This window comes from Streptomyces xanthochromogenes, from assembly GCF_014650455.1.
In the GTDB taxonomy this organism is placed as follows: Bacteria; Actinomycetota; Actinomycetes; order Streptomycetales; family Streptomycetaceae; genus Streptomyces; species Streptomyces xanthochromogenes.
In genome coordinates, this window is the sequence record NZ_BMUZ01000010.1 from 1 (window position 1) to 19118 (window position 19118).

General features: G+C 73.2%; 17 protein-coding genes. 14 read left to right on the forward strand and 3 right to left on the reverse strand.

The genetic code is table 11. From position 1 onward, the window contains the following. Positions 1 to 938 (reverse strand): AfsR/SARP family transcriptional regulator (locus IE267_RS24780; protein ID WP_229861402.1); only part of this gene is annotated, 938 nt, incomplete at its 3' end. A 291-nt stretch (positions 939 to 1229) separates the two neighbouring features. On the opposite strand from IE267_RS24780, the gene IE267_RS24785 reads away from it, so the two are divergent. The 6 genes from IE267_RS24785 to IE267_RS24810 all read left to right on the forward strand — a co-directional run bounded on the left by IE267_RS24785 (position 1230) and on the right by IE267_RS24810 (position 6061). Continuing rightward, positions 1230 to 2678 (forward strand): hypothetical protein, encoded by a 1449-nt coding sequence (locus IE267_RS24785; RefSeq protein WP_189764776.1) that lies wholly within the window; start codon positions 1230 to 1232, stop codon positions 2676 to 2678. Between the two features lie 173 nt (positions 2679 to 2851). Beyond that, positions 2852 to 3007: a hypothetical protein gene (locus IE267_RS24790; RefSeq protein WP_161250711.1), complete on the forward strand. Its 156-nt coding sequence runs from the start codon at positions 2852 to 2854 to the stop codon at positions 3005 to 3007. Positions 3008 to 3362: 355 nt separating this feature from the next. Further along, entirely contained in the window at positions 3363 to 4958 is a 1596-nt protein-coding gene (locus IE267_RS24795) for a phage tail sheath family protein (protein ID WP_161250713.1), read from the forward strand. Between the two features lie 58 nt (positions 4959 to 5016). Further along, positions 5017 to 5460 carry a phage tail protein gene (locus IE267_RS24800; protein ID WP_100575464.1) on the forward strand — a complete coding sequence of 148 codons (444 nt, stop codon included), beginning with the start codon at positions 5017 to 5019 and terminating at the stop codon, positions 5458 to 5460. Continuing rightward, on the forward strand, positions 5460 to 5906 hold the full coding sequence (locus IE267_RS24805; RefSeq protein ID WP_189764777.1) for a hypothetical protein: 447 nt from the start codon (positions 5460 to 5462) through the stop codon (positions 5904 to 5906). The genes IE267_RS24800 and IE267_RS24805 overlap by 1 nt, the downstream gene beginning before the upstream one ends. Next, entirely contained in the window at positions 5903 to 6061 is a 159-nt protein-coding gene (locus tag IE267_RS24810) for a DUF6760 family protein (protein WP_162952566.1), read from the forward strand. Before IE267_RS24805 ends, IE267_RS24810 begins: the two co-directional genes overlap by 4 nt. A gap of 2618 nt (positions 6062 to 8679) precedes the next feature. On the opposite strand, the gene IE267_RS24815 is transcribed toward IE267_RS24810, so the two are convergent. Then, on the reverse strand, positions 8680 to 9150 hold the full coding sequence (locus IE267_RS24815; RefSeq protein ID WP_189764778.1) for a hypothetical protein: 471 nt from the start codon (positions 9148 to 9150) through the stop codon (positions 8680 to 8682). A 37-nt stretch (positions 9151 to 9187) separates the two neighbouring features. Here IE267_RS24815 and IE267_RS24820 point away from each other — a divergent pair, with 37 nt between their 5' ends. Genes IE267_RS24820 through IE267_RS24855 form a run of 8 tightly spaced genes read left to right on the forward strand, consistent with a single transcriptional unit; the run spans position 9188 to position 17091 of the window. Further along, positions 9188 to 9721, forward strand: coding sequence for a hypothetical protein (locus IE267_RS24820; RefSeq protein ID WP_167158570.1), 534 nt, complete (start codon positions 9188 to 9190; stop codon positions 9719 to 9721). Between the two features lie 47 nt (positions 9722 to 9768). After that, on the forward strand, positions 9769 to 10206 hold the full coding sequence (locus IE267_RS24825) for a phage tail protein (protein ID WP_100575468.1): 438 nt from the start codon (positions 9769 to 9771) through the stop codon (positions 10204 to 10206). A 2-nt stretch (positions 10207 to 10208) separates the two neighbouring features. Continuing rightward, on the forward strand, positions 10209 to 10931 hold the full coding sequence (locus IE267_RS24830) for a CIS tube protein (protein WP_161244251.1): 723 nt from the start codon (positions 10209 to 10211) through the stop codon (positions 10929 to 10931). Further along, positions 10928 to 12853 carry a VgrG-related protein gene (locus tag IE267_RS24835; RefSeq protein WP_189764779.1) on the forward strand — a complete coding sequence of 642 codons (1926 nt, stop codon included), beginning with the start codon at positions 10928 to 10930 and terminating at the stop codon, positions 12851 to 12853. Before IE267_RS24830 ends, IE267_RS24835 begins: the two co-directional genes overlap by 4 nt. Before the next feature lie 10 nt (positions 12854 to 12863). Beyond that, positions 12864 to 13304, forward strand: coding sequence for a GPW/gp25 family protein (locus IE267_RS24840; protein WP_100575471.1), 441 nt, complete (start codon positions 12864 to 12866; stop codon positions 13302 to 13304). Then, complete coding sequence (locus IE267_RS24845; RefSeq protein WP_161244249.1) at positions 13304 to 15250, forward strand: putative baseplate assembly protein; 1947 nt, start codon at positions 13304 to 13306, stop codon at positions 15248 to 15250. Before IE267_RS24840 ends, IE267_RS24845 begins: the two co-directional genes overlap by 1 nt. Continuing rightward, positions 15247 to 15816, forward strand: coding sequence for a phage tail protein (locus IE267_RS24850; RefSeq protein ID WP_161244248.1), 570 nt, complete (start codon positions 15247 to 15249; stop codon positions 15814 to 15816). The genes IE267_RS24845 and IE267_RS24850 overlap by 4 nt, the downstream gene beginning before the upstream one ends. A 6-nt stretch (positions 15817 to 15822) precedes the next feature. Next, positions 15823 to 17091, forward strand: coding sequence for a zinc ribbon domain-containing protein (locus tag IE267_RS24855; RefSeq protein WP_189764780.1), 1269 nt, complete (start codon positions 15823 to 15825; stop codon positions 17089 to 17091). 177 nt (positions 17092 to 17268) lie between these two features. On the opposite strand, the gene aspS is transcribed toward IE267_RS24855, so the two are convergent. Continuing rightward, positions 17269 to 19035 (reverse strand): aspartate--tRNA ligase, encoded by a 1767-nt coding sequence (gene aspS, locus IE267_RS24860; RefSeq protein ID WP_189764781.1) that lies wholly within the window; start codon positions 19033 to 19035, stop codon positions 17269 to 17271. Between the last annotated feature and the right edge of the window lie 83 nt (positions 19036 to 19118).

Consider the following 19118-nt stretch of genomic DNA (forward strand, 5'->3'; position numbering starts at 1 on the left):
GTCCGCCAGGCGCGCGCCTCCCCGAGGGGCCGGCCGCGCTCGGCCGGGGCGGACGCGGGCCGTCTCTCGGCGCGGGCGCCCGGCGCGGGGCGGGCGGTGGCGCGGGCGTCCGCGGCGGACGGCGCGGGGGACTCCTGCCGGGTGAGCAGACGGGTGTGCAGGGCGGTCAGTTCCGGGCCCGGGGGGACGCCGAGGTCCTCGGCCAGGGTGCGGCGGGTGGACTCGTAGACCGCGAAGGCGTCCGCCTGCCGGCCGGCCCGGTGCAGGGCCAGCATCAGGAGGGCCTGGGTGCGCTCGCGCAGGGGATGTTCGGCGGCGAACGCGCGTAGAGAAGCGATCGTGGCGGCATGGCGGTCCAGCGCGAGGGCGCCGTGGAAGTGGTCCTCGCGGGCGGAGAGCCACAGTTCGGTGAGCCGGTCGCGCTCGCGCTCGGCGTGCGGTCCGGGCAGCCCCGCGAGCGGGCTGCCGCCCCACAGGTCGAGCGCGCCGGAGAGTTCGGCGTGGGACGCGGCGACGTCGCCCACGCCCCGCAGCCGCGCGGCCTCGGCGAGCCGCGTCTCGAAGACGGTGGTGTCGAGCGCGGCCGAGGGCACCCGCAGCGCGTAGCCGTCGTCGGCCGACACCAGGAGCCGGGCCGGGGTGCGCGCGGGGCGGTTCGGTTCGAGGAGGGTGCGCAGGCGCGAGACGTAGGTGCGCAGGGTGCCCACCCCGCGCGGGGGCAGCCGTTCGCCCCAGATCGCGTCGAGGAGTTCCGGCATGGACACCGGGCGGCCACCGCGCAGCAACAGCACGGCGAGCAGAGCCCGTTGCTGGGGTGGACCCAGTCGCAGGGGCCGGCCGTCGAAGTCGCCCTCGACGGGCCCGAGCATCCGGAACCGCAGCCCGCCGGCCCCGCCGCCGGTTATGCCGCCTTCGCCCGTTCCGCCGGATTCCGTCACGCGCCGCCGCCTCTTCCTCTCACTCGCCCCGGCCGTTTCGTCCCCCGACGTTTGCCCTTCCGGCCCCCCGGATTCTGTTCGTCCGGTCACCGAAACGCTACGCCAGGACCTACCACGGGCCCGCATCAGCACATGTGTCGCACAAGGAGTTGGCTTGAACTGCCCCTGTATCCCGTGAGTAACCGGACGAAAGGGCACCCTCCCTGCCCCCAAGACGGTCCGGACGTCTCTCCCGTTCCGTAGGGACGGCACAAACAATCGCGAGGCAACGAGCGAGGGGAGTGCACCACCGTGCGGGTCCAGCAGGAACAGCAGGCCGAGCGGAGACGCGCCGCCCCGCCGGGCCGCCCCGCGCGCGGCCCCGCCTCGGCACTGGCCGCGCTGCACTCCACGGCCGGCAACGCCGCGGTGGCCCAGCTGTTCGCACCGGCCGCGTCCCACACCCGGGAGCCCGCCCCCGTCCAGCGGATCACCGACCACCCCGGCGGGTCCTACGACGCGCGGCCCCAACCCGGCGAACGAGGACCCTACTTCGTCGCCCAGGGTTCCGAGCCGCGCTGGGCCATGGGCGCCGGTGACGGCCGCGAGCCGCGCGACATACGGGAGCGGCTGCGCTACCAACTCGCCGAGGTGGGCCCCGCCGACGCCCCGCTGCGGGTGGCGGACGACGGCACGCTCGCGGTGCACGGGGTGGACGAGCCCAAGGAGTTCTACGCCACGCAGGCAGTGGTGGATTCGGCCAATGCCTCGCTGCGCGCGGTCAACAGCACGGTCGAGCTGACCACCGGCGGCCGCAGCATCGGCGTCGGCGGTCTGCGCCTCCTGCGGGTGCAGCCCACCGTCGTCGGCGAGCAGTCCACCGAGGGCCAACTGGGCCAGTTCGTCTCGCTGTTGCGCTCCACCTGCATCTCCGTGGCGTGCAGCCTGATCGGCTCCGAGCACGCCAAGCGCGCCCAAGCGGTTCTCGGCGACGGCAGCAACTTCCTGCTGACGCCCGGCTCCGACAGCGACGACCGGGCCAACCGGCTTGCCGACGCCGTCGCCGGGGACACCGCGGGCACGCTGGACACGGCCGGGGCGCTCGCCGCCGCCCAGGGCAGCGGGGCCCCGGGCGCCGACCTCGGCAGACGCTACGGCGAGGCCACCCGGGACGGCGGCCGGGACGCCACCGAGGAGCGCCTCGGCATCAACAAGTACGCCTCCCCCGGGCCCGGCGAAGGCTTCGCGATCTTCAGCATGCTGGCGGCCGACAACCGCGACCACTCGGTGTCACCCGCCGTCGAGCGCGGCGAGAACGTGTGGGGCTACCACTTCGCGGCCGTCGTCGCCCGTTCCCTGGACGGCAGTTGCCAGGTCACGCTGGAGAACTACAGCCGCAACGAGTTCGACGAGAAGGCCCGTACCGGCCTGTACGACGTGCTGCTCAAGCGGGCCAAGAGCGGCAGCGGCTGGTTCTCGCAGCTCAAGCCGCTTCTGGAGGGCGACGACCAGCAGGCGTTCAAGGCCAAGTTCGACGAGGTGCTCGCCGCGCTGGTCCGTGACCCCGAGGTCAAGAAGAACCGGGGCATGCCACGGCTCCAGCTCCAGCAGGACTTCGAGGACCACACCTGCCGTTCCTGGTTCTTCCGGGTCTACGGCGGCGGCGCCGGGGAGAGCTTCCACGAACAGCAGGCCGCCTCGGGGTACTTCAACAACCCCATGACTCTACGGGTGGCCCGCCCGGAATCGGCCGGACAGTAGCGGCGGGACGCAACAGGGGATCGCAGCGAGGGAGTTGAGGCGCCCTGCCCCCTGGCCAGGGGCGGCACCGGGGGAGCACGCTGCTGGGGTACGGACGTACGGACAGCGACTGCACGATCACAGGCTGGGGCGGCGTGGACGGAGCCGGCACACGTGCCTAGGGGGTACGCGCCATGAGTGACAGCAGTGCGGAAGAGCAGGCGGCGGAGGACCGGCGACGGAGGGAGGAGCTGTTGGAGAAGGTCCGCGAGGCGAACCGGCTGAGCACCGGGCGGCTCTGCTCGCCGTCGGGTCCGGCGATGGGGAGCGACGACGAGGACGAGGGCTGACCCGCCCCCTTCCGGGGTATGCCACCAGGGGGCCCACCCGCCCCTTCCGGGGTTTTGCGCCACGCGGCGCCGGACCCGGGTCCGGCGTCCGCCGTACCCGATCCGGCCGGACGAACCCGCGCCGATGACCGGAAGGGCAGCTTGTGCTGCCCTCGCCCACGCACCTTCTTCCCTCCCGGCGCCGCCCGCGCTACGCGAGGCTGGTCCGGTAATTGGCCGGTGGCAGCGTTTCGGGGGGCGGGAGAACCGCATGCAGCTCGGATTCGGAGCGAGCCGTCCGCTCCGCGCCGTGGGCCCCTCAGCTTCTGGGCGCTAGCCCACCCTCCGTACACCCAGCATCAAGGAGCAGCTTCCCGTGCCCAACTACCTGTCCCCCGGCGTCTACGTCGAGGAAGTCGCCAGCGGATCCCGCCCCATCGAAGGGGTCGGCACCTCGGTGGCCGCCTTCGTCGGCCTCGCGCCCGTGGGGCCGCTCAACGAGCCGACGCTGGTGACCAACTGGTCCCAGTACGTCGCCGAGTTCGGCGAGTTCACGGACGGGTACTACCTGGCGCACTCCGTCTACGGCTTCTTCAACAACGGCGGTACGGCCGCCTACGTGGTCCGCGTCGGCGGCACCGATGACGGCGCCGGCAAGGCCGCCGCCCCGCAGGCCTCGGCCACCTCCGCCGCCCCGCAGGCGATCACCGCCGGTGAGGCCGTGGCGCTCGGCACCTTCAAGGTCTCCGCGATCACGGCCGGCACCGCCAACAACGGCGCGCTGACCGTCGAGGTGCAGGACGCCGAGGGCGAGGGCAACGGCGACCGCTTCAAGCTGGTCGTCAAGGACGGCGAGACCGTCGTCGAGAACTTCGACGTCAGCGCGAAGAAGTCGGCCCGCAACTACGTGGTCACGCAGGTCAAGCAGCGCTCCAAGACGATCACCGTCGAGGAGGCCGTGGCCGGTGGCCAGCTGGCCAAGCCGGACGCGCAGGCCGTCACCCTGGCCCCGCCGGCCCCCGCCGCCGCGCCCGCCCCGGTCAGCAGCGGCACGGTCGCCCGGATCGAGTCCGGCCAGTTCATCGGCGACTCCGCCGACCGCACCGGCTTCGGCGGCCTGGAGGCCTACGACGAGATCAACATGGTCTCGGTGCCGGACCTGATGTCCGCCTACCAGCAGGGTCTGATCGACCTGGAGCAGGTCAAGGCCGTCCAGCTCGGCCTGGTCTCGCACTGCGAGCTGATGGGCGACCGCATGGCCGTCCTCGACCCGCCGCCCGGGCTCAACGCCCGCGACATCCGCAAGTGGCGCATGGACGTGGCCGGTTACGACTCGCGCTACGCCGCCCTCTACTACCCCTGGATCAAGGTCTTCGACCCCTCCAGCGGCCAGACCAAGGTCGTCCCGCCGTCGGGTCACATGTCCGGCATCTGGGCCCGCAACGACTCCGAGCGCGGCGTGCACAAGGCTCCCGCGAACGAGATCGTGCGCGGCGCGGTCGACCTGGAGCTCCAGATCACCCGCGGTGAGCAGGACCTCCTGAACCCGGTCGGCGTCAACTGCATCCGCGCGTTCCCGGGCCGCGGCATCCGCGTCTGGGGCGCCCGCACCCTCGCCTCCGACCCGGCCTGGCGCTACCTGAACGTGCGCCGCTACTTCAACTACCTCGAAGAGTCGATCCTCATCGGCACCCAGTGGGTGGTGTTCGAGCCGAACGACCAGGCGCTGTGGGCCCGCATCCGCCGCAACATCTCCGCGTTCCTGGTCAACGAGTGGCGCAACGGCGCCCTCTTCGGCCAGCGCCCCGAGGACGCCTTCTACGTGAAGTGCGACCAGGAGACCAACCCGCCGGAGTCGGTCGACCTCGGCCGCGTGGTGTGCGAGATCGGCATCGCGCCCGTCAAGCCCGCCGAGTTCGTGGTGTTCCGACTCGCCCAGTTCTCGGGCGGTGGCGGCGAGCTGGAGGAGTAAGTCACACCCCAACTCGCTTGTCCCACAGCCTTTTTCGCACGAACAGGAGTAAACCAGCATGTCGCTTCAGCCTGGTGATGCGCTCACTACCCACAACTTCGGCCTGCAGATCGACGGTGTCATGGTCGAGTACCTGCAGGAGGTCAGCAGCCTCTCGATGGAGCAGGACGTCATCGAGTACCAGCAGGTCTCGGCCGATGGCAAGCCGATCATCAAGAAGCTCCCCGGCGTCAAGAAGGCCGGCGAGTGCACGGTGACCCGCGGTGCCACGCAGTCCGCCACGTTCTCCGAGTGGATCAAGCAGTCCATCGACGGCAACATGGGCTCGGCCCGCAAGAACGCCTCGATCATCATGATGGACTACCAGGACAACCCGGTGAAGCGCTACAACCTGCGCAACGCCTGGTGCACCAAGGTCGAGGTCAGCGCGGTCAAGGCGGGCGACGCCTCGGCCATGACCGAGCAGGTCACCATCACCTTCGAAGAGCTGGTCATCGAGTAATGCGCCGCGAAGGTCCTGGAACGGCCGGCGCGCCCGGGGTGGACACCATCCCGGCCGCGTCCGGCGCGCGGGAGACCCTGCGCACCGAGTTCGAGTTCGAGCTGCCGCGCGGTTACGTCGACGAGTCGGGCACCGTGCACCGGCGCGGCGCGATGCGGCTCGCCACGGCCCGCGACGAGCTGGTCCCGCTGCGAGACGTACGGGTCCGCGAGAACCCGGCGTATCTGTCGGTGGTCCTGCTCGGCCGGGTCATCACCCGGCTCGGCACGCTCGGGGACGTCCACGACGGCACGGTGGAGAGCATGTTCGCCTCCGACCTGGCCTTCCTCCAGGACTTCTACCGGCAGATCAACGCCGAGGGCCACACCCGCGCCGCGGTGGCCTGCCCGCACTGCGAGCAGTCCTTCGAGGTCGAGCTGGCCGGGAGCCGCCTGGGGGAATCGTGACGTACGCGGCCGACCGGATCGAGGAGGAGACCGCGTACCTCGCCTACCACTTCCACTGGGACATGGACTCCATCCTCGACCTGGAGCATGCGGACCGGCGGGCGTACGTACGGCGGGTGGCGGCACTGGTGGAACAAGGCGAAGGGGAGCGGTGACGGGGTATGGCCCTGTTCAAGCGCCGGCGTAACCGGCCGTCGGAGGCCGAGGCGGCCGTGACGGCCGGGGCGGCCACGGACGTCGTGTCCCCGGTCGTCCCGTCGCCGTCCCCCGCCCAGGGGGACGGCGGCTGGGCCGCCGCGCCCGTGATGCAGCGTGCCCTGGCGGCCCCCCGCCTCACGGCCGAGTCGGGCTTCGGCTCGACGCTCGCCGCGCACCAGGACCTCTCGGTCGTCCGTCCGCTGACCCACGCGGTCTCGCCGACAGCCCCGCACGGCGTCCTCCACAATGCCCTGACCCCGGTCGCGGGGAGCCCGTCGCCCCACCCCCTGCCGGTGCTCCGCCTGCCGGTGGCGGTGCGGGAGGCGCCGGGCGGGGGTACGGGTGCCGGTGCCGGTGCCGGTGAGTCCGTTTCGGCGCCGTTCGGTGGACCTGCGGTCCAACGGTCGGTCACTTCTTCGGCCCCGGCCACTTCTTCGCCCCCGGCCACTCCTTCGGCTCGGGCCGCTTCCTCGACGCAGGGTGCTGCTGCGGCGGCCAACTCCCGCACGTCCGGGCCGAGTTCGGCCTCGGCGGCGGGTGGCTCCGCCCCGGCGCCCGGCGCGTCGGCTCCTGCTTCCGGTGCTTCGGCCCCCACCTCCGGGCCTTCGGCCCGGGGGCTCGCTCCTTCCGCTCCGGCCCGCGGTGGGCCGGGGCCCACCCCGGGTGGTTCCGCCCCGGCCCCTGGCCGTTCGGCTGCCGCGCCCGGCGGTTCGGCTCCCGCCTCCGGCGGTTCGGCTCCGGCTCCGGCTGTGCAGCGGTCCGCCGCGCCTTCGGCCGCCCCGGCGCCCACCCCGGCTCCCGCCGTACAGCGCGCGGCGACGCCTCCGCCTGCCGCGCAAGGGAGCGCCGGTACGACGCCGGGTTCCTCCACGCCGACCACTTCCTCGACTTCGGTGCCTTCAACCGGCGCCACGCAGAAGCCCGTTGCGCCCGCCTCACGTCCCGCGAGCAACTTCGGGCCCTCGGCTCCGGCCACCCCGGCCGCCCCTGGTCCGGGGCCCGTCGTGCAGCGAGCGGCGCAGCCTTCGTCCGACCAGTCCTCGTCGGCCCAGCCCATGCCGGTCAAGCCCTCGCCCGGCGCCGCGAACACCCCCGCGCCGACGGCCCCGGCCGCCCCGACCGTCCAGCGGGCGGCCGCCCCGCCGAGCACCTCGGCGAGCGGTCCCTCCGCGACACCGTCGGCGGCCTCGCCGCGCCCAACTACGCCTGCACAGCGCCCAGTTCAGACGCCACGAAGGGCCACGGACACCCCCGCCACCCCGAACCCGGCCCCGGCTGCCCCGCGTTCCGACGCAGCAGGGCGCGCCTCGGCCGGCCATTCCGCCTCCGGCTCAACGGACGGCGTGCAGCGGCGAGTCGAGCCTGCCGCCAAGCCCGCGCAGCCGACCGGCCCGGCCCCCTCGACACCGTCGACGCCGTCGGCACCCTCTGTTCAGCGAGCCCAGGCACCGGCGCCCCCCGTGTCACCCGCCCGGCCCGACGCCGCGCAGGGCGACACGGCCCTTCCCGTACAGAAGAGCGGGCGCGACGAGACCCGCTCCCCGGGGGCGACCGGCATTCCCGTCGTGCAGCGGACGGCCACGCCTCCCGCCAAGCCCTCAACTGCCGGCCCCGGCGAGCCGACCGCCCCTTCCGCCCCCCAGGCGGCCCCGGCACCCGCTCCGACCGGCTCCAGCAGCAACCCCGCCCCCGCCGTGCAGCGGCCCGTGCCGCCGACCCCGGCCGGGCCCGAGGCGATGCCGGTACGCGGTGAGGGGGCCAGGCCCCACACCGCCGCCCCGACCCAGGCGGCCCCGGTCCAGCGGGCCACGCCGCCGACCCCGCCTCCGGCCCGGCCCGCCCGCGCGGACAAGCCCGTTCCGGCGAGCCCCATCGGCCCGCCGATCCAGCGGTCCGCCGTGGTGCCGCCCAGCGCGCCCGCCAACCCCGCGGGCGGCAACCCCGCCGGTTCCCACTCCGCCCCGCGCCCCGGCACCACGCCGTCCGGGCAGAGCGCCTCGGCACCGGCTCCCCGGACCGCCGATGCGCCTGCCGTCGTTCAGCGGGCCGGTAGGGATTCGGCCGGTACGGATGCGGCCAGGACGGATGCGGCCAGGACCAATTCGGCCGGGACGGTGGAGCCGCCGCGCGCTCCGGTGACGCGGCCGACGGTGGGGTCAACTCCACCTGTCCATATGCCGGTTGCCGCATCGGCCGGCGGTCAGGGCAGCCCGTTGGGCGGTTCCGGGCAGGGGGCGTCCGGGGTCACACAGGGGGTCGCTGGGCCCGGGTCGCGCCCGACGGGTCCCCGCTCGGCGGCGGCGCCCCTCGGTGGGGCCGGGGCCGCTCCTTCGGTACAGCGTGCCGCCACGGGGCCGTCGAGCCAGTCCGGTCCGGTCGCACCCCCGACGACGCCGTCGGGCAACGCCGGTCCGGCCGCACCCTCATCAAGCCCGGCCGCACAGTCGGCGGGCAACGCCGGTCCCGCCGCGCCCTCCACGACCCCGCAGCGGGCCGCTCAGCGCCCGGCGCCGACTGCCGCTCCTGTACGGCGTGCCGCCGCTCCCGGAGCAACTCCCGTGCTGCCCATGCCCGTTCAGCGGGCGTCCGCTCCCGGCGGGCGGTCGCTCACCTCGGCTCCGCGCGCGGTGGTGCCCTCGTACCAGCTCGACCCCGTCGGCGTGGTGCGCCGTCCTGCCGCGCCGCCGGCGGAACCCGCACCCGCAGCCACCCCCGCCACGGCTCCCGCCCCCGCGCCGGTCGAGGCCGCGCCCCCCGTGCAGCGCAAGCCCATGGTGCGTCGGGTCAGCCGGACGCAGAGTCCGGCGGGTCCGGAAGCCGGTCGCCGGCGGCCGCTCATCGGGGCGCCGATCACCCCGGCCCCCGCGCCTGCGTCCCCGCGGGCCCCGGCCCCGTCGCCCTTCGCCCCGCCCGCAACGACACCGGCACCGATCTCGGCAGCGGCACCGGCTCCGGCACCCGCGAACGCCCCTGCCGTCCAGCGTTCCAGCGCGTCCGCACCGGCGTCCCCGCCGGCCCCGGTCGCGCCCGCCGAGCCGCTCCGCAAGGTACGCCTTCCCGGACCGGCTCCCTTGCAGCGCGCGGTGACCTCCGGGCCCCCGCTCGCCTCCGCCCGCCCGCTCACCACCCGGCACCAGAGCGCGCCGAGCCTGCCCGGCCTGCCCAACACCGCTGGTGCGGGAGGGAGTTCGGCCGCGCTGCCCGCCCCGCTCAAGCACGCGCCCGCCTCCGGCGACAGCCGGCCCGTCGTGCCGCTGCGGAGTCCCGCGCCGCGGCCCGGCATCCCGCAGCCCACCGTGCAGCGGGCCGTCGCCGAGCCGGCCCCGGTGCCCGTCGTTCCCGTACGCCGGAGTGCTCCGCCCGCACCTCCGGCCCCGGCGCCCGCGCCGAAGCCCGCGTACTCCGCCCCCGTACAGCGGCAGGCCGATCCGCCCTCCGTGCAGCGGACGGCACCGGCCGCGCACGCCACCGCGAGCGCCCCGCATGCCGCGGACACCGAGCAGCACTCGCCCGACATCGACGCCCTGGCCCGCAGACTGGTCGCCCCGCTCTCCCGGCTGCTCCGCGCCGAACTGCGCGGGGACCGCGAACGGATCGGGCGGCTGCGCGACCGCTGACCGGCCCCCACCGCCCGTAACCACTCCCACCGACGGAAGACCACCCCATGCCCTCCACCCTTGACCCCGGCTCCACCGTCTTCTTCAAGCTGACCATCGACGGCCAGAACCTCGGCCTGTTCAACGGGTGCGACGGTCTCGCGTCGGAGGTCGAGGTGGAACAGCGCCAGGAGGGCGGCAACAACGGGTTCGTGTGGCAACTGCCCACCCGGGTCACCTTCTCCACGATCCGGCTGACCCGCCCGCTGACCGCCGACACCTCGAAGGTGGCGTCCTGGATCTCCTCGCTCGCCACCGGCATCACCCGGCCCACCGCGCAGATCGCGGCGCTGCGCGCGGACGGTTCGATCGTCGCGCAGTGGGGCCTGGTCGAGGTCCTGCCGGTGCGCTGGACGGGCCCGAGCCTGGACCCGGCGAGCCCGAGCGTGGCCACCGAGACCCTGGAGATCGCCCACCACGGATTCACCGACGCGGGAGGTGCGTGAGCATGGCCGCTCCCACCGGAGGAAAGTCGGCGGGCCTGTCCCGCGCCACCCTCGCCATCCACCAGCCGCCCACCGATCTGGGCGGTTCGATGGGCGGCCGGATCGGCGAGGTGAAGTTCCAGTTCAACCCGTCGCAGGTGCAGCTGGGACGGTCCGCCAACTGGATCACCACGCCCGCCGTCTCCTACAGCCGGGGCGCGCCGCCGAAGTTCACCGGCGCGATGCCGGCCTCGCTCCAGCTGGAGGTGTTCCTCGACGCCTCGGGCACGCCCAGCTCCAACACCGTGCAGAACCAGGTGGAGTTGCTCCTGTCCTGCTGCGAGGTGACCTCGCAGAGCATCAGCGCGAAGGCGCCCTCGCCGCCGTGGGTGGAGTTCAGCTGGGGTTCGTTCTCGACGGTCCAGTTCGTCGCGTACGTCACCAGCGTCAACGCCAACTACACCCTGTTCAGCCCCAACGGCATGCCGTTGCGCGCCACGTGCACCCTGTCGCTGACCGAGGTGTCCAGCGAGACCAAGCGCCAGAACCCCACTTCCGGCGCCCTCTCCGCACGCCGGGTGCACCGCACGGTGGCCGGGGACACGCTGGCCTCGCTCGCCTGGCGCGAGTACGGCGACGCCACCCAGTGGCGGGTCATCGCCGAGGCCAATGAGATCGACGACCCGATGCGGCTGCGGCCCGGCACCGAACTGCTGCTGCCCGCTTCCTCGGAGGACATCGCGTGACCGAGAAGACCTTCACCACCGTCCTGCACGTCCAGCTGAACGGCACCGTGCTGCCCGATCCGCTGGCGCTGCGCCTCATCGAGGGCTGGGTGGACTCCTCGGTCAACGTGCCGGCCGCCTTCCAGCTGACCTTCAGCGACAAGGACAGCCAGCTCACCACCAAGTTCCCGATGCTGAAGATCGGGGCCAAGGCGATCCTGAGCCCGTTCACCGACGGCAGGCGGGGCGACCCGATGCTGACCGGCGAGGTCACCGCGATGGAGGTCGACGCCGAGCCCGGCGCCGGCCGCACCCTGGTCGTGCGCGGCTACGACCCCGGCCACCGGCTGCTGCGCAACCGCCGGGTCGAGGGCTACCCGAACATGACGGCCTCCGACATCGCGCGCCGCGTCGCCGGTCTGAACAGCCTCTCCATCGGCAAGATCGAGTCCACGTCGACGGTGTACGACCTCGCGACCCAGCCCAACATCACCGACTGGGACTTCCTGTCCCGGCTCGCCGCCGAGAACGACGTACGCCTGTCCTTCGACAACAAGGGCAAGTTCAACTTCGCGGGCCTCGCCCCCGCGTCCGGCGCCCCCTCCGACACCACGGCGGCCGCGCAGAGCCCGTACGTCCTCGACTTCGGGGCGAACACCCTGCACAGCCGGGCCTCGATGACGGCGGCCGGGCAGGTGCGGAAGGTGAACGTGCGCGGCTGGGACATGCGGACCCGTCAGCAGCTCAACGCGCCCTCCCCGGCGGTCACCAGCAAGGACATCGCCGCCGACATGACCCCGGGCCAGGTGACGCTGCCGTTCGGCCCCGCCGAGCTCACCGCCACCCAGGTCCCGCACACCACCCTGTCCGAGGTCACGCACGCCGCGCGCGCCCTGGCCGACGACGTGACGGGCGCGTTCGCCGAGCTGGAGGTCGCCGTCACCGGCAACCCCCAGCTCAAGCCGGGCACCCCCATCGCCGTGAAGGGCGCGGGCTTCCCCTTCGAGGGCAAGTACACCGCGACCGGCGTGCGCCACGTCTTCGCGTCCGGCGAGAAGTACACGACCTGGCTGAACGTCTCGGGCCGCCAGTTCCGTTCGCTGTACGGGCTCGCCTCGGGCGGCACCGACCAGGCACCGCAGATGCCGGGTGTCGCGGTCGCCCTGGTCACCAACACCAAGGACCCGCGGCGCATGGGCCGGGTCAGGCTGCGCTTCCCGTGGCTGTCGGCGACGTACGAGAGCGACTGGTGCCGGGTGGCCCAGTTCGGCGGCCGGGACGGCGGCGGGCTGCTGCTTCCCGAGGTCAACGACGAGGTGCTGTGCGCCTTCGACCGGGGCTCCCTTGAGCACCCGTACGTCATCGCCGGTCTCTACAACGGCATCGACAAGCCCACCCGCGAGCCCGACAACTACCCGGCCGTCGACCCGACGAGCGGCCAGATCAACTGGCGTTCCCTGACGGCCCGCAGCGGGCACACCGTCGAGCTGCTCGAAAGCGGCGGGGCGGCCCGCATGTCCAGCGGCATCCGGCTGCGCACCGGCAAGGGCAGGCTGCACATCCAGCTGAACGAGGCCCGCACCGCCCTGACGATCAACAGCGACGGCAGCGTCGAGATCAAGGGCATGCGCAGCGTCGACATCGAGGCGGGCGGCAACCTGTCCCTGAAGGCCGGCGGCAACCTGAGCCTGAAGGCGGGCGGCGCCATCGAGATCGACGCGGGCATGGCCATCAACGTGAAGGCGGGCCTCGCCCTGGACCTGAAGGCGGGCGGCGAGGCCTCCCTCGGCGCGGGCGGCCTGCTGGCGCTGAACTCGGTCGGCGCGACGACCCTGAACGCGATCGCCAACCTCACCATCGACTCGGCGACCATCCTCGTCAATTCGCCCGCCTTCTCGATCCAGTCGGCAGCCCCGCTGGTCAACGGCATGCCGATCGTCTAGGAGAGTTGAGATGAGCGAACACTTCGTCGGGGCCGGCTGGGCCTTCCCGATGCGCACCGAGCCGGGCGGCGGCATCGCCCTGGCCCGGCGCGACCGCGAGATCGAGGAGTCCATGCGCCTGGTGCTCGCCACCGCGCCGGGCGAACGTCCCATGCGTCCCGAATTCGGCTGCGCGGTCCACGACTTGGTGTTCGCGCCCGTCAACGACGCCACCGCCGGGCGCATCCGCTACGAGGTGCGCACCTCGCTCGACCGCTGGGAGCCCAGGATCGAGGTCGAGGACGTCACGGTGACCCCGGCACCCGACGAGCCGACCGTGCTCCACATCGACGTGCGCTACTCGGTGCGTGGCACCAACAATCCGCGCAGCCTCGTCTTCCCCTTCTACGTGATTCCCTCCGAGGGCGGCGACCAGCCAGGCCCGACGCCCGGCGAAAGCGAACGAAACTGATGGCCCTGCCCGCACCCCACCTCGACGACCGCCGCTTCCAGCAGTTCGTCGACGACGCCAAGCGCTACGTCCAGCAGCGCTGCCCCGAGTGGAGCGACCACAACGTCTCCGACCCGGGTGTCACCCTGATCGAGGCCGTCGCGCACATGGCGGACCAGCTGGTGTACCGGCTCAACCGGGTCCCGGAGAAGAACCAGCTCGCCTTCCTCGACCTGCTCGGCGTGACGCTGTTCCCGCCGTCGGCCGCCAAGGCCTCGGTGACGTTCTGGCTGTCGGCGCCGCAGTCGGAGCCGGTCGTGCTGCCCCGGGGCACCGAGGTCACCACCGGCCGCACCGAGACCGAGGAGGCGGTGGTCTTCGCGACCGACGACGATCTGACGATCGTGCCCTGCCAGTTGGACCAGGTGCTGCGCCAGCCCGCGGGCTCCGCGCCCGAGAACTGCTCGCAGGACGTGCTCGGCGGCAACGACGTCTCGGTGTTCAGCTCCGGCCCGCTCCCCGGCGACGTCCTGCTCTTCGGCCTGTCGGCGGCCCTGCCGAACTGCACGGCGGCGCTGCGCCTGGAGAGCCGCGTCGACGGTGTCGGCGTCGACCCGCGCCAGCCTCCGCTGGTGTGGGAGGCGTGGACGGCCGACGGCTGGGCCGAGTGCGAGGTCGCCGAGGACAGCACCGGCGGTCTCAACCGCCCCGGCGAGGTCATCCTGCACATGCCGCCCGCGCACACCGTGTCCCGGATGGGCGGCCTGGACGCGGGCTGGCTGCGCTGCCGCGTCGTGGAGGCCGCCCCCGGCCAGCCGTTCTACAGCGTCTCGCCGACCGTGCGCGGCGCCTCCGCCTTCACCATCGGCGGCACCACCCGCGTCTCGCACGCCGAGTCGGTGCGCGACGAGTCCCTCGGCGACTCCGAGGGCGTCCCCGGCCAGCGCCTGATGCTGGCGCACGCGCCGGTCGTCGGCGGCGTACGCCTGGAGATCTCGGCGGGCGAGGGCTGGGAGGAGTGGGAGATGGTGGGCGACTTCGCGTCCTCGTCCCCCTTCGACCGCCACTTCACCCTGGACGCGGCGACCGGCGAGCTCGCCTTCGGTCCCTCGGTGCGCCAACCGGACGGCTCGGTACGTCAGTTCGGCGCCGTACCGATCAAGGGCGCGGCCATCCGCGCCTCCCAGTACGGCACCGGCGGCGGCCGCTCCGGCAATGTGGCCCGGGGTGCGATCCAGGTCCTTCGCAGCTCCATCCCGTACATCTCCCGGGTGGAGAACCGGGAGGCGGCGCGCGGCGGGGTCGACGGCGAGACCGTCGAGGAGGCCAAGACGCGGGCGCCGATCGCGCTGCGCGCCCAGGAGCGCGCGGTGACCGCCCGCGACTACGAGGAGCTGGCCCGCAGGGCCGCCCCCGAGACCGCCCGCATCGCGTGCCTGGCGGCGGACGTGGACGACTCGGGCGACAACGCGGTACGCGTCCTGGTCGTCCCCCAGGCCGTGCCCGACCGGGGCGGACGGCTGCGCTTCGAGCAACTGGTGCCCGGCGACGAGCTGTTGGGGCGCGTGACGAGCTTCCTCGACGACCGCCGCCCGCTCGGCACCCGGCTCGCGGTGGGCCCGCCGTTCTACCAGGGCGTCACGGTGGTGGCGACCCTGCACTCGTTCCGCGCGGCCAAGGCCGACCACGTGCGCGACGAGGCCCTCAACGCGCTGTACTCCTACCTGGACCCGCTGACCGGCGGCGCCCACGGCACGGGCTGGCCCTTCGGGCGTCCGCTCCGGGCGGGCGAGATCTTCGCGGCGCTCCAGCGGGTGCCGGGCGTGGAGCTGGTCGACGAGGTGCTGTTGCACCCGGCCGACCCGCTGACCGGCCGCCGCGGCGACGCCACCGACCGCATCGAGCTGTCCCCCTCCGCCCTGCTGTTCCCCTTCGACCACCGCGTCCGCGTCATCGAGGCCCGATGAGCGCGCGCGGTTCCGTCGACGGTCTCGCCTCCTCGCACCCGCTGGGCGGCCAGCTCCCCGCGGTGTACGCCGACGACGACTTCGCCCAGCGTTTCGTCGAGGGCCTGGACGTGGTGCTCGCCCCGCTGTTCAACGTCCTGGACTGCCTGGAGGCGTACTTCGATCCGGCGATCGCGCCGGAGGACTTCGTGGACTGGCTGACGGGCTGGGTCGGCACGGAGCTGGACGGCACCGAGCCGCTGGAGATCCGCCGGCACGCGGTGGCGACGGCGGTCTCCCTGCACCGCGTGCGGGGCACCGCCCAGGGTCTGGCACGAGCCGTGGAACTCGCCTTCGGGGTACGCCCCGAGATCAGCGAGAGCGGCGGCGCGACCTGGTCCGCCCGGCCGCTCGGCCCGTTCCCCGGCGACGCCAAGCCGTCCCTCCGGGTGACTCTCAGGGTCTCCGACCCGTCCGCCGTCGACCCCCACCGCCTTGAGGCGGTGGTGGCGGCGGCCCGTCCCGCGCACCTCCCTTTCACGGCCGAGGTATCCGCTCGCAAGACCCTCACCCCCGAAGGGAACTGACCTCACATGTCCACCCCGGCCATGGTCCCCTGCCCCGACTGCGGCACCCCGGCCCGCGCCACCGGGCAGTCGTTCTGCGACTCCTGCGGGGCGTTCCTCCGCTGGACGGCGCCGGCGGCCCCGGCTTCCCCGCCGGCCGCGGACACCACCCCGCCCGCGGCGACGCCACCCGCTTCGGCACCGGCTTCGGCGCCGCCCGCCGCAGCACCGTCCCCGGAGACCGCCCGGCGGAGCATCGCCCCGGACGCCCCGACGCCGCCGACCGGCACCCCGGTGTTCGTACCCGGCACGCCCCGCCCCGCGGAACCGGCGACCCCGCCCGCCCGGCCGGACGCGATGACCGTCCCGACCCCGGCGGTGCCGGACGCCGCCCGGGACAACCGGGGCGCGCAGGACACCACCCCGGTGCCCGAGACGCGGGCCACCTCGGCGTCCGACGCCGCCCGGGCCCTGCTCGTCCCCGTGGCGGAGGCCTCCGCGCCCGCCCCGACGCCCGAGACCCCCGGCACCGTGCTCCCCGGCCGCCCCGAGGCGGCCCGCCCCCGGGTGCGCGCCGCCGGACCCGTCGAGGAGACCGGCGAGCCGTGCCCGGCCTGCGGCACCGCCAACCACCAGCACCGCAACTTCTGCCGCAGCTGCGCGACGCCGCTCACGCCGCGCCGCCAGGACCACTCCTCCGGCCCGTACGCCGGCCAGCGCCCCGCGCTGCACCGCAACCGCAAGCGCTGGATAGCAAGGGCCCTGGTCGCGATGGCCGTTGTGGGTCTCGTCGTGGGCGGCATCTTCGGCGGCCCGCCGGCGGCGCGGGCGGTGCAGGACCACTTCGCCAAGCGCGTGGCCGTCCACCCCACGGAGTGGAAGGCGTCCCACTCGGACCCCAAGCACGGCGCGGAACTGGCCGGCGACAGCTACTCCAACACCTGGTGGGGCACCGGCTACGCGGGTGACGCGGAGGGCACCTACCTGGAGGCGACGTTCGGCCAGCCGACCGACCTCCTGGCGCTCCTGATCACCCCGGGCACCTCCAAGCGCACGGGCCAGCAGTCGGAACAGGCCCGCCCCCAGGAGTTCGACCTGATCGTCACCGACACGAGCGGCAAGCAGCACCTGTCGCACCGCTCGATCAACGACGGCGGAGTCCAGCAGATCAACGTCCGCGTCCGCGACGCCGCCTCGGTCCGCCTGATCCTCCGCTCGGCCTTCGGCGCGGCGAAGGACAAGCAGGTGGCGATAGCCGAACTGGAATTCTTCGCCCGCTCGAAGAACAACAACTGACCTTCCGCACGGCGCCGTTGAGCCCCCTTCCCCGCCGGGGGAGGGGGCTTTCGCCTGCCCGGCGGAAGGCCGGGACGGTCATCGCGTCGGGGCGGGACGGGACGGGACGTACGAAACAACCCCCCGGGCCGAAGCCCAGGGGGTTGCGAAGGGGATCAACTCCCCTTGTACCGCTGCCTACTTGTCGGCCACCGGCTTGCGCAGGGCGATGTTCAGCTCGCGCAGGCGCGACTCGTCCAGCTCCGTCGGGGCGCCCATCATCAGGTCCTGCGCGTTGCCGTTCAGCGGGAACGCGATGGTCTCCCGGATGTTCGGCTCGTCCGCGAGGAGCATCACGATGCGGTCGACGCCCGGGGCGATGCCACCGTGCGGCGGGGCGCCGAGGCGGAAGGCGCGCAGCATGCCCGCGAACTCGGCCTCGACCGTCTCGCGGTCGTAGCCCGCGATCTCGAACGCCTTGAGCATCAGCTCGGGCTCGTGGTTGCGGATCGCGCCGGAGGACAGCTCGATGCCGTTGCAGACGATGTCGTACTGCCAGGCCAGGATGTCGAGCGGGTCCTTCTCCTCCAGGTCGGCGAGGCCGCCCTGGGGCATGGAGAACGGGTTGTGCGAGAAGTCGATCTTGCCGGTCTCCTCGTCCTTCTCGTACATCGGGAAGTCGACGATCCAGCAGAACCGGAACACGCCCTCCTCGAAGTGCCCGGCCCGCTTCGCGGCCTCGACGCGCACGCCCGACATGATCTTGGAGACCTCGTCGAACTCGCCCGCGCCGAAGAACACCGCGTGCCCGGGGACCAGGCCGAGGCGCTCGGTGAGCACCTTGACGTTCTCGTCCGTGAGGAACTTCGCGATCGGGCCGGACAGCGAACCGTCCTCGCCGACCCGCACCCAGGCCAGGCCCTGCGCGCCGAGCGAGACGGCGTACTCGCCGAGCCCGTCGAAGAACTTGCGGGACTGCCCGGCCCCGTCCGGCACCGGCAGGGCGCGCACGTGCTTGCCGGCGAACGCCTTGAACTCCGAGCCCTCGAACACGTCGGTGATGTCGGCGAGTTCGAGCTTGGCGCGCAGGTCCGGCTTGTCGTTGCCGTACTTCAGCATCGACTCGCGGAACGGGATGCGCGGGAAGGGGGAGGTGACGTGGCGGCCGTTGCCGAACTCCTCGAAGAGCTCGGTCATGAGCTTCTCGATGGGCTGGAAGACGTCCTCCTGCTCGACGAAGCTCATCTCGACGTCGAGCTGGTAGAACTCGCCGGGCGAGCGGTCCGCGCGGGCGTCCTCGTCGCGGAAGCAGGGCGCGATCTGGAAGTACCGGTCGAAGCCGGAGATCATCAGGAGCTGCTTGAACTGCTGCGGGGCCTGCGGCAGGGCGTAGAACTTGCCCGGGTTCAGGCGGGACGGCACCACGAAGTCACGCGCACCCTCGGGCGAGGTCGCCGTCAGGATCGGGGTGGCCATCTCGTTGAAGCCGAGCGCGACCATCTTCGAGCGGATCGCGGCGATCACGGCGCTGCGCAGCATGATGTTGCGGTGCATGCGCTCGCGGCGCAGGTCCAGGAAGCGGTACTCAAGACGCCGCTCCTCGTTGACGCCGTCCTCGGCGTTGATCGTGAACGGCAGCGGGTTCGCGGTGCCGAGCACCTCGACCTCGCCGACCTCGATCTCGATCTCGCCGGTCGCCAGCTCGCCGTTCACGTTCTCGGCGCCGCGCGAGACGACCTTGCCGTCGACGCGTACGACGGTCTCCTTGGACAGCTTGTCCAGGGCCTCCGCGCCGGCCGTGCCGGGCCGGGCGACCAGCTGCGTGATGCCGTAGTGGTCCCGCAGGTCGATGAAGAGAATGCCGCCCAGGTCTCGGCGATTGTGCAGCCAGCCGCTCAGCCGGACGTCGCTGCCGACGTCGGAGGCGCGGAGCTCGCCGCAGGTGTGGGACCGGTACCGGTGCATCGTTCATCCAATTCTTCGCGCGACGGCGCGACTCTTCGCGAGATTCTTCGCGAGACAGGCGGGAATCAACCAGTCCAGGTTAC